We start from the raw sequence: 15,351 nt of genomic DNA, 5'->3' as shown, positions 1-15,351 counted from the left end.
TTCTCCTCTCGATGTTCCATAGATTTTAAGCATAATGAGATGTCTATTCCTTCAGTTTATAGCTTACAAAAGCCAGCTTTTTGCTATCTGAAGAACAGGAATTGACGTTAATGGTACCTGCCCCCCGAACAGCTTGACTGTGACCCCTAGAAATACGCTATGTCCACAGCTCAAAAACTTCTTAGTCAAGCAGGAGCCTAACCATCTCGATACTCCTGAAATTAAAATGTTCATTGTCTTCAATCTGTTAACTTTCAATTCATAAATTAAATTATTTACTTCGTATCATTCGAAAGCTTTATTATTATCATGACGGATAAACAGCGCAAATTTAACCAGACAGAATTGTACTTTAGCCAAATATATTGTACAGCCAATATCTAAATTCTGTCCTCCTATGCACGGTTAAGGGAATAAAAACCGATCAAGCTAAGCTTGACCGGTTTCATTCATAGTTCCTCTTTCGTCTACTCATCAAGTTATTGCTTGACTACTTCAAATTGAGCCTATCCATACATGTATCCTGAAGCCTTCGTTAAGAACTCCGTTTACTTCAATTTCAACAGGAAGTTAACAGCAGGAATTGTACCGTCCAGTCCGAAGATTACACCATCATTAACGGGTGTTCCTTCGATGTGGCTGATAGGCGTGCCTACCGTATCCAAAGCAGTAAGCGTTGCGGATTTACTTCGTACGAAAAGGGAGCCTTCAGGGGTATCCGCATACAACTTACCCTGATGATCGACTGTCGTAATAAAGCCATCCGTAGTAAAGATCGTTTCGTCCATGCCAGTAGGGCCAATCAATGTAAGCGTGTAAGATTCGGAAACCCCATTCAAAGGGAGCAAAGCCGCAGAGATACGCTCGTTGCTGAGATTCAAGGTGATATCCTTCGTTAATGTGATACCGCCATCTGGATTACCGCTGAAGTAGGAACATTCTTCGGTGTTGATACGGAAGGTTCCCGCGATTGGATCAAAGGACAATTCGCCGGTATCAGAGACAAGGGCATTACCGACAAGACCACGGTCGTTAGGCAGTAGACCCCATCGCTTGAATGCAGCATCCATGGTGGTCGCAAAAGCGGTATAATCACCATGTCCTGCCAAAGATGCGATGTCATTAAACACTAGGAGCTTGTCTCCTAACTTCGCATCCGACAATTCTTCATCAGTCTGCTCGGCAAGTCTCTCCAATCGTCCTTCTCCGCTTGCATGCCTCATCGCATCCCGGTAAGGTGACCAAGCAAAGTAAACGGCGTGTTTTGCCTGAGATAGATCACCATTATTCACAAAGCCCGCGGTAACAGCGACGTCCGCATCGCCAGTATAGGTATCCCCTTGCTCCAGGAATACGTTGCGCATACTGGTGATGTAAGGCAGGAAAGTGTTCGGCATGCTAAACGAAGATGGCAGCGTCTTAAGATCGTTCTTCGTGAAGACCAGATCCACCTGATGCTCAGCGGGGCGTACCAGACTACCAAGAAATAATGCAGCCATAAAACCGAACTGACATATAAGAGATGGATCATTATACGCGTCAAATATATCAGTAATAACATCGTCGGGCTGGTCGTTCCAGCTTTCTGACGTATGGTAGCAATAAAGCATAAGACCGTCCCAATCGTTTAGGCAAGCATAAGCCGCCATAGATATAAACGCTGTAGAGTGGAAAGGATTAACACCATATTCATTCCATTCGCTCAGGATGAATGGTTTACCCGCAACCACTGCCGTAGTGGCCATTTGCAACATCTCGGTGCGAAGGAATATACCATCCTTGTGCACAGTCAATGGGTTAGACGTGACATATTCCCGCATCCCCGGCACAACTAGCGTTTCCTGATGGAAAGGTGGCATCGGGTGGTTGAAATACGTATTGTTCATCATAATATCGCCGTCCGTATGGGAATATACGTCTGCAGCACCATTTAAGAGATTGCTGGTATTAATAGGTACTTTCGCCCCTAAGGAACGAACATGGTCGATCATTGTACCGTAGTATCTACGATTTACACTAATACCGAAATCCATGAAGTCAGCATAGCGAGCGGGGCTTACACCGCCCATCCATTCCCCCATCGGATTATTGTTAACCTGGTAGAAACTGCCTTCTGGAAAATGAACGGTTCCCGCCTCTGGATCCTCCTCTTCACCAAGAGCACAGACACCGTTGAACGTCCAAGCTCCAGCCAAATGCTTTCTGGTATCGTACTTGGCAAGCAGGAATCGGTTGAAGCGGCGTTGCAACTCCTGCCGATACGGCTCCACGCCCTTCTCATTTTTAATGTCTTCTGTACCGCGAAAAACAGAATCCTCGTTATTAATCTGAATGGTCATGACCGCCGGATCGTCAATTAATGCCAGTCCAGTATAGGGATTCACGCGGCAGAGAAGCTTAGTTGCGAATTCCTGCTGAAGTTGAATCAATCTTTCATTAAAGTGGGAAAACGTTTTATAGAAGCCTGTCGGCGCATCGGGATATTCCAGATCATCCCCGTCTTGGAAGACACGAGCCACCAGTAGATCTATTTGTAGATAAATGCCTTTCTCCTTCAGTTTCGCAACCAAATAGTCAAAGCGATCAAGACCCTTCTCATTGAAGAATCGACTCGAACCGCTGTCATAATCGATTAATGGGTTTTCGAGGCTTGAACTCCACCCAGAAGCACCGAGGGGGGCATCAGCAGCATGAAGACGGATGACGTTGACACCTAGAGACGCAAAGCGCTCAGCCAATAGCTCCGCGGTATGGTGGTCAGGTGTATTGGACCGAGTGGGTAAGTTGAAGCCGATGAACTTCGCGCGGGTGCCATCCGCAAAGTACAAATGACCGTCTCTAACCTCTGTGAAACCATGCTTGCCCGCAGGGGCATCCAACAGATAGGAAAAGTCCAGTACTCCTTTATTCGGAGCAGTCTTATCGATTTTAATTCTCTGTTTCATATAAATTCCTCCTTGTTTATCAAGAAATTAAAACTTATGGATATCGTTACCTCGTTCTTCTAGCTTCAGTTAACTGCCTCTTACAAGGTCAAGCCGCCGTCTACAGTGATGATCGAACCTGTAACGTAGCTGGATTTCTCTGTCGCCAAGAACACGACCATTTCTGCGATCTCTGTAGGTTCAGCAAAACGCCCAATCCTCATGTTTGGAAACTCTTCTGGTGTATAACCAGACTCTTGCATCATCATAGGAACTGCCTGAGTAAGCGCCGTATCGACTCCACCTGGACAAATCGCATTCACTCGGATCCCCTTACGTACGTATTCAATCGCCGCCGCCTTCGTTAGGCCTATGACGGCATGCTTACTTGCTGTATAAGCAGCCATACTATGCTCGGCGCGAAGCCCTGCGGTGGACGCCGTATTAATGATTGAGCCGTACCCTTGGGCGTTCATTACTTTAAGCACTTTTTTTAAGCCTAGGAACACGCCGCGAACGTTTACATTCATAATACGATCGAATTCTGATGCATCGAGGTCCTCAAGCAAAGAGAACTTTTGCAAAATACCGGCGTTATTGAAAAAGACATCGATTCGGCCGTAAGTATCAATGGCAGATTTCGTGAACCGTTCAACGTCTTCTTCCTTGGATACATCGGCTTGAATAAACAGTCCTTTCCCACCTTGTGCGCGGATCATATTAACAGTCTCTTCTCCCGTCACCGTATTGAAATCAACAGCGACGATTTTGAATCCAGCCTGTGATAGCTTAAGCGAGGAAGCACGACCGATACCACCACCTGCTCCAGTCACGATCGCCACCGAATCATTTATCGTGAGAGGCTCTTGCGGGCTCTCGTTTTGGATGTTCTGTTGCGGACTCGTTGGATCACCATCAGCTGTTGTGATGTTTAATAAATCTGATACGATCGCGGAGAGGATCTCTGCAGAAATATTCGCCTGAGGGATAGCGCTCAGTTGCTTCAACGTGAAGCTCTTCCCCATGCTTGCCATCGGATTCGTCGAGATGCCCGGCAGATGTTTCTCCATAATCTTTACGGTCGTTTCGTTTGAGAGCAGTTCACCTAAAGTTGAGTTTTCTGTAAATGTCATTTTCATTACCTCCATATCAAATATGTTATTAATTTTAATACTCATAATTCATCTTTTATGGTACGATTATTATTAAAACAGTATGTTTTTATGAAATAATAGGGTGTGAATTTTTATGAGAGCAGACGACCTTAACGAATTTCTCCATTCATCATGCAAACTACTTCTAGAAAGCTTACAGCTACCCGTGTTTTACACGTTGATGAACGGTGATGACGGAATCCATTCTTTTTCTATGAATGAGATACAGAGCAATCCATTATTTGATAACCAATCGGAGCTTGTTCAGTTTTTGAAGCCACAAGTTCTGCATTCGAATGTACCAAATATTCATACCACCAATTTCGGAGAGTCCTTCATTATCGTTCCTCTACTTCAAGAAGGAGCTGAGATGGCGATTGTTGTTATAGGTCCTGCCGTAACACTACGAATGACCGACGAAATCATCCAAGACATGCTAAGAGATTTTAATATCACCGAGACACTGGAATGGACTTCCTATCTTCTGCAATTACCACTCTTATCGTCAAAAAGACTTTATCATATTGGTATTTTGTCATATCACTTATTGAACGGAGTCATGCTCGATGTAACAGACATCACCGAAACAAAATTCCAATTTGAGCAACCGACCAATTTAAAAAAGCATGCTGAAATCGTTATTTCCGACCGACGGGAATCATTAGAATTCCGAGATCTCTTTGAGATTGAAAAACAACTGCTCAGATCTATTCGGAATGGGGACAAAACCGCCTTTTACAATATGACGTTATCTACTAATTTTGATGGCCCTGGCATCCTTTCGAACTACAGCCAGTTGCGAAACATCAAAAATCTCGGCATATATGTGATTGCGCTTGCAACCCGAGCGGGGATTGAAGGCGGTTTATACCCTGAGATCGGATATACCCTCAGTGATCTCCATATTCAATATATTGAAGAACTTCGTGACTATCGCGCAGTGGTAAATGCCATCGGTGATGCCTTGATAGACTTTGTGGATCGAGTCTCTGAGTGTAAAAGAAAACATCTTTCCAAATCTATTGCGACATGCCAAGAATACATATTCAATCATTTGTATGAAAACATTCCCTTGTCCCATTTAGCGGACAAAGTCGGTTTACAGGAAAATTATTTATCGCAGCTATTTAAAAAAGAAACCGGTGTTACCATTACGCAATTTATTCAACAAGAAAAAGTAGAAGAGGCAAAGAAATTGTTAGAATTAACTTCAGATCCTATTGCTACTATTGCTGCAAAGTTGAATTTTTATGATCAGAACCATTTCATTAAGATCTTTAAGCGGTATATCGGCTTAACACCGAAGAGATACAGGAACAAGAACAAATTTGATATTTAGGTCAACCTTTAACCGCGCCAATTGCCAACCCTTTTACGAAATATTTTTGAAGAAATGGATAAGCAATCATGATCGGAGCGATGCTGATCACGGCAATCGCCATGCGGAAGGCTTCGCTCGGCAACTCTTGCATTGAACCGCTTGCCAATGAGCCTACGGTGCTATTGTTGGCCAAAAACTGAATATTGCTCATTAGTTGGTTCATCACGGTTTGTAAGCTGTAGAGTTTAGGATTCGTAAGGTAAATCAATCCATTGAACCAATCATTCCAATACATAAGTCCCTGTAACAAGCCGACCACCGCCAAAATCGGCAAAGAGAGTGGCATTACGATTTTACGGTAAATCGTAAACTCGGAGGCACCGTCTATACTCGCCGATTCCAGAACAGAGGGCGGTACGGTCGTCATAAAAAAGCCTCTCATCATCAAAACGCTAAACCCATTCATTAATAGTCCGGGTATAATAAGAGCCGCCAGTGTATTTTTAAGCTCAAACAGCTGGGTATAGATAATATAAGTCGGAGCCAGTCCGCCGTTGAACAACAAAGCAAAGAATAGAAGAAAAGCAAAGAACTTTCCACCAGGCAAATCTTGGCGCGATAGCGGATAAGCCAGCATTGAGGTTATGATCAAGCTGCTTGCTGTTCCGAATACGGTGACAATAATAGTGATTCCGTAGGCATTAAATATTAATGATGATTGCTCCCAGATATATTTATAAGCTGCCAAGCTTAGCTCTTTCGGAAAAAAGGAGTAGCCGTTTTGAATGATGGATTGTTCATCAGTTAAAGATGCTGTGAAAAGAAGCAAAAATGGAGCTATACAGGCAAGAGATAACAGCAGCAACATGATATGAGAACCCCATTGCCATACACGATTTTCCCGAAACATAATAATTCCCTCCTAGAATAAAGCATTATCCTTGCTAAACTTTCGAACGGCATAATTCGAAAGGATGACAAGAATAAAACCAACTACGGATTGATACAAACCTGCCGCAGCCGACATCCCTATATCCCCGAGCTGCATGAGTGCCCGGAACACGTACGTATCAATGACATTAGTTGTACTAAATAGTGCTCCCGAGTTCATAGGCACCTGATAGAATAATCCAAAGTCCGAGTAAAAGATGCGCCCTATACTAAGCATCATCATCATGATGACGATGGGAGTTATCAACGGTATCGTAATCTTTCGTATTTGCTGCCACTTGCTCGCCCCGTCCAGCATAGCCGCTTCATAATACTCCTTATTAATACCAATAATGGCTGCCAGAAAAACCACACAGGAGAAGCCAATTCCTTTCCACAAATTAACAAAAACTAGAATGAATGGCCAATACTTAGGCTCATTGTACCAGGAGATGGGGTCTATCCCGAGTGCTGGCAGTATCGTCTTATTCATAAAGCCAACATTAACGCTTAATAACGAATACACCAAATAGCTAACCAGTACCATTGAAATCAAATACGGAAGCAGTAAAGCACTTTGATAGAACTTGACTGCCAGTTTATTCTTTATTTCATTCAAGAGAATAGCAGTTCCAACACCAACGGTCATACCTATCACAATAAAAGCTGCATTATATAGAATCGTGTTACGAGTAATGAGATAGGCATCAGATGATGAAAATAAGAACTTGAAGTTTTGCATACCGTTCCAGTCGCTTCCCCATATACCCTTTGCAAAATTAATATCTTTAAACGCAATTGTGATACCATACATAGGCAGATAGTTGTTTATGAGCAAATATGCAAGCCCCGGCAGCATCATAAAATAGAGGGGACTAAATTTCCATATCTTCTTTCTCACATTTTCCAGCCTGACACTCATCGTTTTAAATGCACTCCCTTCGATCTCAACCGTTTAAACTAACGTTTAAAGCACAGGCAGGAAGTAGAAACGGTCATGTAGTCCCATGACCGTTTCTACCATTAAGAAAACCTAGTTATTGCTTTGCTTTTGTCCATTCATCAAGTTGCTTTTGCTTTTCAGCGATGACCTTGTCTATACCTGCTGCTTTCAAGTTTTCTATAAACTTCGGCAGGACTTTATCTGGATCAACGCTCCCCGTTTCAAGAGGGAGGCGATATTGGGTGATCACATTTCCGATGGCAGCAGCCTCTGTCTTAACCGGTGTCGGGTCGAACGTGAAACCCAATGCTTTCGATTTAGTAGCCGACGCATTAAACGCTTTCACTTTCTCCCACAAATCGGGGTCTGTCCCATTCCAGACGTAGGAAAGGAATTGATTACCGAATAGCCATCCAGCATTTAAGTAATAACCCGAATTCGATGCATCCACACCTTCGGGAAAATCAATGACATTCCCGGATTGGACTACATAATGTTTCCCCTCAATTCCCCAAATCAACACGTTTGCAATATCTTTATCTGAGTACATCAGATTAAGAAATTCCATCGCTTTTTCCGGAGCTTTAGAGTTTACAGTAATCCCCCACATCGTATTTGTTATTTGAGACGTCGTGGATACGGCTGGTTGCGAGAATGCTACGGTTTTCATAGGTACACCGCCAGCGGCACCTTCACTAAGTGCTGCAGGATGTGCACTTAGCAAGAATGCAAAACCCCTATTTGATTTCACCAGATCGAGCGGGTTGGTTTGGTTGGTCGAAGCATCCTGAAGAATCAAACCTTCTTCGTACCACTTTCTCATCAGTTTAAGCTGCTCTGCATATTCTTCTGTCTCAAAATGATTGACCACTTTTAGATCATTATCAAAACTAGGAAGAACACCTAGAAAATTACTGAGTTCGTCAAATGTTTTATAGTCATTTAGTATAGATGCGCCTATAGTCGACGGTAGTAAAGGAGCCATATTGGGTTCGCCCGCTTTAACTGTTTTTAATACATCCTCCAGATCTTCAATTGTTTGAAGTTTACTAGTATCTATTTGATACTTTTCAACAATCTCCTTTTTCATCGTAATGCCATTAACAGATGCCATTTCGTGCAAGGTTGGAACGCCATATATAGTGCCTTTCACTCTTGCTGCATCTAGAAAAGCAGGATCTAATGCTGAGGTAATTCCTTGTCCATGTTTTTCTAGAAGTTCGTCTAGAGGAATCAATTGACCTTGTACAACGGCTTGATTGTAATTAGAAATAGTAGGCATTAGATCAAGTTTTTCACCGCTAGAGAACATCAAATTCGTTTGCTGCATCCAATTCGAAAAGCTGATTGGCATCAATTTAACCTTAACATTAATTTTCTCAATAGTGATTTTGTTAAGGGCATCTTCAATCAAAGTCATATCTTTCGGTTGTGCAGAAAAAATTGGAAACGCGACCGTTAATTCAGTCGGTTTTCCCGCAGGTTCCGAGGATTCACTCGAATCTGACGTCGCTCCTGCATCACTGCTGTTGTTGTTACTGCTGCATGCAGATAAAAGCAACATGGAACCGATAAGCAGCATACTTAACATCTTGATTTTTGTCTTCATAGTTCTCCCCCGTTAATAATAGATTTTCTATTCATGTATCCATTAGAACTACTTAGTGGATAGTTATAGTTTACGATAAACCATACTTTGGCTCTGCTATTCAAACGACTTTTCATTGTTGAACTGACGACTTCCATTGAAGTACATAAAAAGATCGCCCTCCACCTGGCCGAAAAGAGCAGTAAGAGGGCAATTTTATTTTTTATGCTTGTATACAATGCTTTTGTCGATACCATCCGAGGAACGTTGATACAACTGCCGATATTCATTGGGGTTCAGATTTGTATGCTTTTTAAATGTTCTTGAAAAATAGGAAAAATTTGCGTATCCAATATGAGATGCTATAGCACCTATTTGCATATCCGTTTTCGCGAGAAGTTCTTTCGCAATCTTTAACCTCTCATGAAACAAATAATCTGATATAGCCATTCCAGTTTCTCTTTTGAAAATCCGAGTCAAATAATCAGGATTAAGATAAACATGATTAGCGATTTCTTCTCGTGAAAGATCCTCTGAAATATGAAGGTTGATGAATTGTATGACTCGCTGTACCACGCTCTGGGTCAGATCGAGTGAAATGACATACTCCTTAGCTTTAATTACGATATGTTTTACCCATTCTTGCAAATCAGTAACGGAACGGTTTGCGTTTGTACCTATTTCCTGAGAGTAGGGATCGCTAAAAAGTTGGTGCGCTTGGATTCCTTTTGTCTGGAGGACATAATGCATCATCTGTTGAAAATCCTGATAAAATCGGTTCAGAAGATCCGCATTCCATACTTCCTTCTCCAGTCCGTTAATGTAATGTATTGCTTCAATTAATACCTCATCAAATGCTCCCTCCTTTAACATTACACTCCATAAACTGATATCAGCTAGCTTATACTGAGAGGAATGAACATGAGGAGTTGAAAGCAAGAAAACTTTATTGCTATATGCAACATTGTTTCTTTCCATTTCATTGAGTTTAGTCACGAGTCCTAACATTTCATGACCATAGACTTTTTCACCAATATAACAAGATATATCACAATATAAATAACGACTGCATGCCTCAATATATCGTTGACCTGCCTCTTCCAATTCGGATAAATATTGTTGATGACCATCGACTGAGAATATGGCCAGCATCTTTGTACTGCTCAATGAAAAAAATAATCGATCTTGCCGGGAACTAAGAAGGATTTCCTCTGCTGAGTTTTTAAGTCCATATTCCAGCAGTTTTTCATCCCTTAGACTTAAAGGCTTGTGCCATCTCTGAATGCTTACGAGAATTGGTATAAATTTCATATCCTCAACATAAGGAATATTTCGGTCTGCCGCGGCGCGACTAATGGATTTCGGATTTGAAGGAACCGTTTGGTTTAGTATATCCTGCCAGAAACGCTCAATTAGCATCGGTTGATGCTGGTACCAGAATTGACCGAACTTGCTGTTTTGATTCATTTCTGACTCCTTATTTAATTTCTCCTTGGCTCTTTCAATGACTTGTTCGAGCTCCCCAAAAGGCACCGGCTTTAAAATATAATCAAAACTTCCAAGCTGAAGAGCTTGCTTAGCATATTTAAAATCTGCATGACAAGTTAAAATAATCGTTTCGGTTTTCGGATAACGCTCCCTAACCCATTCGGTTAATTCCAATCCCGATGCCTGCGGCATTTCTATATCGCAAAGCATAATGTCGATACGCTCTTGCTCGAATACATCCTTGGCTTGTTTTACCGTATAAGCCTTAAATACGGCTGTAATCCTTAGCTTGTCCCAATCAACGCCAGAGCATATACCTTCTACAGCGTGGATTTCATCATCAACAATTAATATCTGATACATGTGGCATCCCACCTCTCTATTCTTTTTCCTGATAAGGAAGTTTGATTTCCACTACAGCACCCTGCGGGAAGCCGTTATAGCAAGATAACGTTGCTTCCTCACCGTATAGAAACGATAATCTTTTCTTTATATTCCAGATCCCAATATGTTCCCCTTCATCGTCAACTATTCGATTCCCTAAACGAATATTTGCTAAAACATCATCTGAAAATCCCTTACCTGTATCTCTGATTTGAATATCGATATATGGAGCTAAACCCGTTTCTTTTAAATCAAGACCTACGGATATATGCAATGGCTCCTCCAATGTAACACTATGCTTAATCGAATTTTCTAGAAATGTTTGAATAAGCAATGGGGGAACTTGAATGGTTTCTAGAAAATCCGGATATTCGATTGTACATGTCAAATGATTAGGAAATCGTAATTCTTGAATTCGGATGTAGTTGCGCACATGCTGGACTTCCTCCTTTAAGGAAACAAAGGATAAATTACTACGAAACATAAAACGGAAATAACGAACTAAACATAAAGTCATCTCCTGAATAAGCTCAAAATTTTTTACTTGCGCCAAATTAAATAAGATATTTAAAGAATTCATGAAAAAGTGTGGATTAATCTGAAGTTGAAGATGCTGTAACTCCGCTTTTTGCTTACTCAACTGCTCTTCATAGACGTTTATTTTTAGTTCCTCTATTTGCGACATCATCCTATTAAAGGTTTGGTTCACAAGCAGAAGTTCATCAGAGGCATTGTCGTTTTCTGCTCGGACATTAACAAACCCTTTATTGATTTTATTCATGACTATGATTAGACGTTTAAGCGGAACCAACAATATACGATGCATAAATAATAGACTCAGTGGTAATAAAACAATGGCTGCAGATGATAACCACCTTATTAATTGCGTTATTTTTGGCAAGTTCTGAAGGATTTGCTCGTTGGGTATGACTGCGGTCAGACTAAAGTCGCCTTTTTGCGATTTCTCACCGACAACCAGCATATTTTCATTGCTTCCGGTTAAATAATACTGCTGGAAATCCCGTGTGAGATCAATATGCTCATCTTGTAAAAAATTTGTGTTATTCATTGCCTTCCCTTTAGATGTAATGAGCAATGCGCTGCCTTTAGTACCTAAATCAATCAAGTTCAAAGGACTTAGAAGCGTCTGGGCTTTAACCCAAGAACCGATGTAAAGGTTACCGAATTTGATTATCCTAAGAATGTAGTGGGTGCTTTCTATTTCTTTGACATACCAATTAGAAGCTGTCGGCTCTGACGAATTCGCAAGTTCGTTAAGATGGTGAACAAGAAAATTCTCAACAACTACTCTTTCCGAATAGGTAACGGTAGATTGGAAAACTTCAAGCATATCTTGACGTCCACTATGAAAGATAAAGAAGGCATCAATTGATTTATAAAAAAGAATATTTTTGGATAGGTTCAGCGATAAATTGTATTTTGCAAGCTGATAGTCGTCTTCAGATATAGGTGTATCCATGGACTGAATATCATAATTCGTTGTGGTCAAGCCTAGTATATTTTTTTCCGCAGCTTCCAGTTGAGTATCGATCTGGCCCATATATAAAGAGATCAAGTTTTTATTAGATATTGCTACTTGGTTATGCACGACGTTAATACTGTAATAATTGCTATAAATGAGCAAAGTTAGAAGTGGTACTGTAACGAGGAATAATCCTAAAACCAGCTTTAGCCGAATGGAATTCCAAGAAATATGCGGGAAACGTCTACTCATAAAAGATCCTCCTGTTTTATGAAAACCTGCCGTGAATATGACCGTCAATATATTCTAAAGTTAAAGCTCATTTGCTTTGCTCAGCTTGATTCAATTCAATTCCCTACCATACTATTGGACCATGCTTTATTGAACCGTTCCACCGTAATTACGACTTTTCATTGTGAATCTGACGACCTGCAAAACAAGCTGACGCCTTCTGAAAGCACATCTCGACAATATTGCAGCGAATGACTAAAGAAAGGCTCGGAAACGTGTGATAACGTCTCGAGCCTTTCTTGCTAGAGGCTATTCAGCTTTCATGTCGATGCCATGCAATTCTCTATGCAAGAATTTGCCGTTGTTGCGTTCTTATCATTTGTGTTGATCTATTTCAAATGAATCAAATCTTACGACATTTTTTACATTTCTGAAATCTTTACCTTTGACGAAAATGTCTTCCGCTCAACAATAATTTTTTCACCTATTATCTCAAAGACTCCTTTTAATCGAATATCTTGTGATGAAGCACCTATAAATACTTCCATTTTCCCTGGTTCCACAACTTGATTCATGTTCAAGTCATGAAAGGCCATTTGCTTCATATTCACTTTGAAAGCAATTTTCTTTGTTTCATTAACATCCAAGGCAACTCTTACAAATCCGACCAATTGTTTCACAGGTCTTGCAACACTGCTTACTTTATCCCGGATATATAGCTGAACCACTTCTTCCCCGGCAATCTGTCCCACATTTCTCAGCTTCAATTCTACATTCAATTCTCCGTCTGTCCGAACCGTTCCGTCGTATTCCAAGTCACAGTATTCAAATTGTGTATAGCTTAATCCATGTCCAAATGGATATAACGGCGCATTCTGGTTGGTTTTAATATATTCAGCCCACTCATTAATATCAACATAGAGCGGCAATCTGCTATTATACATTGGAATCTGTCCTGTTTCTTTTACAATCGTAACCGGCAGTTTTCCACTAGGATTCTTCCTGCCTGTAAGGATATTCACAATGGCTTCAGCTCCAGACTGTGCCGGAAGCCATGAATACAAAACCGCTTTACTGTGCTCACTAATAAAAGGTGTAGATAACGGCCGACCATCAATAATAATTGAAATAACCGGTTTATTCAGCTTAAATACTTCTTCCATCATTTCAAGTTGAGGCTTTTCAAGACCAATGTTGATGTTATCTTTGTTTTCACCACAAGTAGCTTCAGGATCAATCATGCTTTCTTTTCCACCTAATACAGCAATGACAATATCCGCCTGTTGTACCGCAGATTTTACTGATTCAATTCCCCCATCTATGGCCTTGAACATACTGCAGCCATTCGCGTGAAGCACTTGGTCCTTACCAAACTCTCCTTCCAAAACTTCTTTTACAGATGTGCAATCCGGATAAAATATTTGTACAAATTCTTCATTCGTTTTATAAACTTTATTTGAGGATTCATCAGAATTTAAATTCTGCCTGAGCATATTCATGATCATTTCTTTTTGCTAAGGGGTTGGCTGATCCTCAAATTCAATTCCCATAGATTTTAATGACTCTTTATTGTCGGTAATCGTCCCTGTATAAATCATTCTCAAGAAGCTATCCTCTTCGGATTTATCAAAATCACTGCTTTTTGTACTAGCCGATCCTACGGATGAATATCCCCCAAAGAAGTTGGTTTTAGTATCTGAGTTGGGGCCTATTAACGCTACTTTTAGTTTCTTTTTAAGCGGTAAAATCGAGTCCTCATTCTTCACTAAAACAATCGATTTCTCAGCAATTTCTTGTGATAATTGTGCGTGCTCCGGTTTTTTAATTTCAGAAAAGTAATCGCCATCTTCATAAGGATTCTCGAATAGTCCTAATGTAAATTTGGTCGCAAGAACCCGCCTTAACGAAATATCTAGAAGTGTCTCTTCTACTTCACCCGATTCAATAGCTTCTACCAAGTGCTGGTAACACTGGTTGCCAGGTTGTTCTACATCCATTCCAGCTTTGAATGCTAGAATTCCAGCCTCCTTAGCATCTTCTGCCACTCTATAACGCAAATATGCATGTGTTACACTGCCATAATCAGCTACGACTAGCCCTTCAAAGCCCAGCTTGTTTCTTAGAATGTCTGTTAGAAGCCATTTGGACGTAGACACTGCCTGCTCATTTAACATCCCATAACTATTCATTACAGCTTTTACGTTTGCTTCATGTATAGCTGCTTCAAAGGGAAAGCAGTAACTATCCAATAGTTTTCTATCGGAAATTTGCTGTTCTCCGCCACCTCTTCCTCCTTCAGCATTTCCATAACCGACAAAATGCTTGGCGGTAGCCATTACTTCATTATCACCTTGTATTCCTTTGACAAATGACACGCCTGTTTGCGCAACTAAATAGGGGTCTTCCCCATAGGTTTCACCAATTCTTCCGAATCTCGGGTCTCTCCCCAAGTCAAATAGAGGGGAATGTACGGCCTTGAATCCAAAAGCCGCTAATTGCTTCTTGACTACCTCGCCCATTTTTTGAGCTAGGCTGGGATCCCAGGTAGAAGCAAGATTAAGAGACTGTGGAAAAGTTGTGGCACCCGGTATTTGCGCACCAGCTATTCCTTCACTATGAATCAGCGCCGGAATACCTAATCTCGTTTCCTCCACAAGGAACTTTTGTATATGCTTTATAGTCTCCTTATCCTTTTTAATGTCACCTGTAAAGGAGTCATTCAAATAGCTAATGGTCCCAATTCCATTCTTTAATTTTTCCGTTCTGGTATCATAAACGGATTCTCCACCATATGAATTTGCGCAAAATAGCTGAGATACTTTCTCCTTCAATGTCATTCTTCCAATTAAATCTTCGACTCTCTCGTGAATAGACTTACTTGCATCTTTGTAGATCATTTTTTACC

At 41.0% G+C, this 15,351-nt stretch carries 10 protein-coding genes; 1 reads left to right on the top strand and 9 read right to left on the bottom strand.

The window, feature by feature from the left end; translation table 11 throughout:
- Positions 1–548 precede the first annotated feature (548 nt).
- Both E0496_RS02050 and E0496_RS02045 read right to left on the bottom strand, forming a co-directional pair.
- Positions 549–2,945, bottom strand: a complete 2,397-nt coding sequence (locus tag E0496_RS02050; RefSeq protein WP_141499968.1) for a hypothetical protein — start codon at positions 2,943–2,945, stop codon at positions 549–551.
- A gap of 80 nt (positions 2,946–3,025) precedes the next feature.
- Positions 3,026–3,778, bottom strand: a complete 753-nt coding sequence (locus E0496_RS02045) for an SDR family NAD(P)-dependent oxidoreductase (protein WP_421923075.1) — start codon at positions 3,776–3,778, stop codon at positions 3,026–3,028.
- A gap of 394 nt (positions 3,779–4,172) precedes the next feature.
- Here E0496_RS02045 and E0496_RS02040 point away from each other — a divergent pair, with 394 nt between their 5' ends.
- Complete coding sequence (locus tag E0496_RS02040; RefSeq protein ID WP_141499967.1) at positions 4,173–5,417, top strand: helix-turn-helix domain-containing protein; 1,245 nt, start codon at positions 4,173–4,175, stop codon at positions 5,415–5,417.
- 1 nt (position 5,418) lies between these two features.
- Here E0496_RS02040 and E0496_RS02035 read toward each other — a convergent pair whose 3' ends face one another.
- The 7 genes from E0496_RS02035 to E0496_RS02005 form a co-directional block, all read right to left on the bottom strand.
- A complete protein-coding gene (locus tag E0496_RS02035) occupies positions 5,419–6,309 on the bottom strand; it encodes a carbohydrate ABC transporter permease (RefSeq protein WP_141499966.1) in 891 nt (296 codons plus the stop codon).
- A gap of 12 nt (positions 6,310–6,321) precedes the next feature.
- Positions 6,322–7,251, bottom strand: coding sequence for an ABC transporter permease (locus E0496_RS02030; RefSeq protein ID WP_241674511.1), 930 nt, complete (start codon positions 7,249–7,251; stop codon positions 6,322–6,324).
- A 115-nt stretch (positions 7,252–7,366) separates the two neighbouring features.
- Positions 7,367–8,881: an ABC transporter substrate-binding protein gene (locus E0496_RS02025; protein ID WP_141499965.1), complete on the bottom strand. Its 1,515-nt coding sequence runs from the start codon at positions 8,879–8,881 to the stop codon at positions 7,367–7,369.
- Positions 8,882–9,076: 195 nt separating this feature from the next.
- The gene (locus E0496_RS02020; protein WP_141499964.1) at positions 9,077–10,711 is read right to left on the bottom strand and encodes a response regulator; all 1,635 of its coding nucleotides are present in this window, start codon (positions 10,709–10,711) and stop codon (positions 9,077–9,079) included.
- Positions 10,712–10,727: 16 nt separating this feature from the next.
- On the bottom strand, positions 10,728–12,467 hold the full coding sequence (locus tag E0496_RS02015; protein WP_141499963.1) for a sensor histidine kinase: 1,740 nt from the start codon (positions 12,465–12,467) through the stop codon (positions 10,728–10,730).
- Between the two features lie 401 nt (positions 12,468–12,868).
- Entirely contained in the window at positions 12,869–13,951 is a 1,083-nt protein-coding gene (locus E0496_RS02010) for a glycoside hydrolase family 3 C-terminal domain-containing protein (protein ID WP_141499962.1), read from the bottom strand.
- Between the two features lie 9 nt (positions 13,952–13,960).
- On the bottom strand, positions 13,961–15,343 hold the full coding sequence (locus E0496_RS02005; protein ID WP_141499961.1) for a glycoside hydrolase family 3 protein: 1,383 nt from the start codon (positions 15,341–15,343) through the stop codon (positions 13,961–13,963).
- Positions 15,344–15,351: the final 8 nt, after the last annotated feature.

This window comes from Paenibacillus luteus (assembly GCF_006542765.1).
Lineage (GTDB): Bacteria > Bacillota > Bacilli > Paenibacillales > Paenibacillaceae > Pristimantibacillus > Pristimantibacillus luteus.
Note: the sequence above shows the minus strand (reverse complement) of the source record. Positions and strands in the feature narration are given on the sequence as shown.

Excerpts from the sequence above, each read along its gene's own strand:
- E0496_RS02050 (WP_141499968.1), bottom strand. The coding sequence starts at position 2,945 with ATGAAACAGAGAATTAAAATCGATAAGACTGCTCCGAATAAAGGAGTA.
- E0496_RS02040 (WP_141499967.1), top strand. The coding sequence starts at position 4,173 with ATGAGAGCAGACGACCTTAACGAATTTCTCCATTCATCATGCAAACTA.
- E0496_RS02035 (WP_141499966.1), bottom strand. The coding sequence starts at position 6,309 with ATGTTTCGGGAAAATCGTGTATGGCAATGGGGTTCTCATATCATGTTG.
- E0496_RS02030 (WP_241674511.1), bottom strand. The coding sequence starts at position 7,251 with ATGAGTGTCAGGCTGGAAAATGTGAGAAAGAAGATATGGAAATTTAGT.
- E0496_RS02025 (WP_141499965.1), bottom strand. The coding sequence starts at position 8,881 with ATGAAGACAAAAATCAAGATGTTAAGTATGCTGCTTATCGGTTCCATG.
- E0496_RS02020 (WP_141499964.1), bottom strand. The coding sequence starts at position 10,711 with ATGTATCAGATATTAATTGTTGATGATGAAATCCACGCTGTAGAAGGT.
- E0496_RS02015 (WP_141499963.1), bottom strand. The coding sequence starts at position 12,467 with ATGAGTAGACGTTTCCCGCATATTTCTTGGAATTCCATTCGGCTAAAG.
- E0496_RS02010 (WP_141499962.1), bottom strand. The coding sequence starts at position 13,951 with ATGATCATGAATATGCTCAGGCAGAATTTAAATTCTGATGAATCCTCA.
- E0496_RS02005 (WP_141499961.1), bottom strand. The coding sequence starts at position 15,343 with ATGATCTACAAAGATGCAAGTAAGTCTATTCACGAGAGAGTCGAAGAT.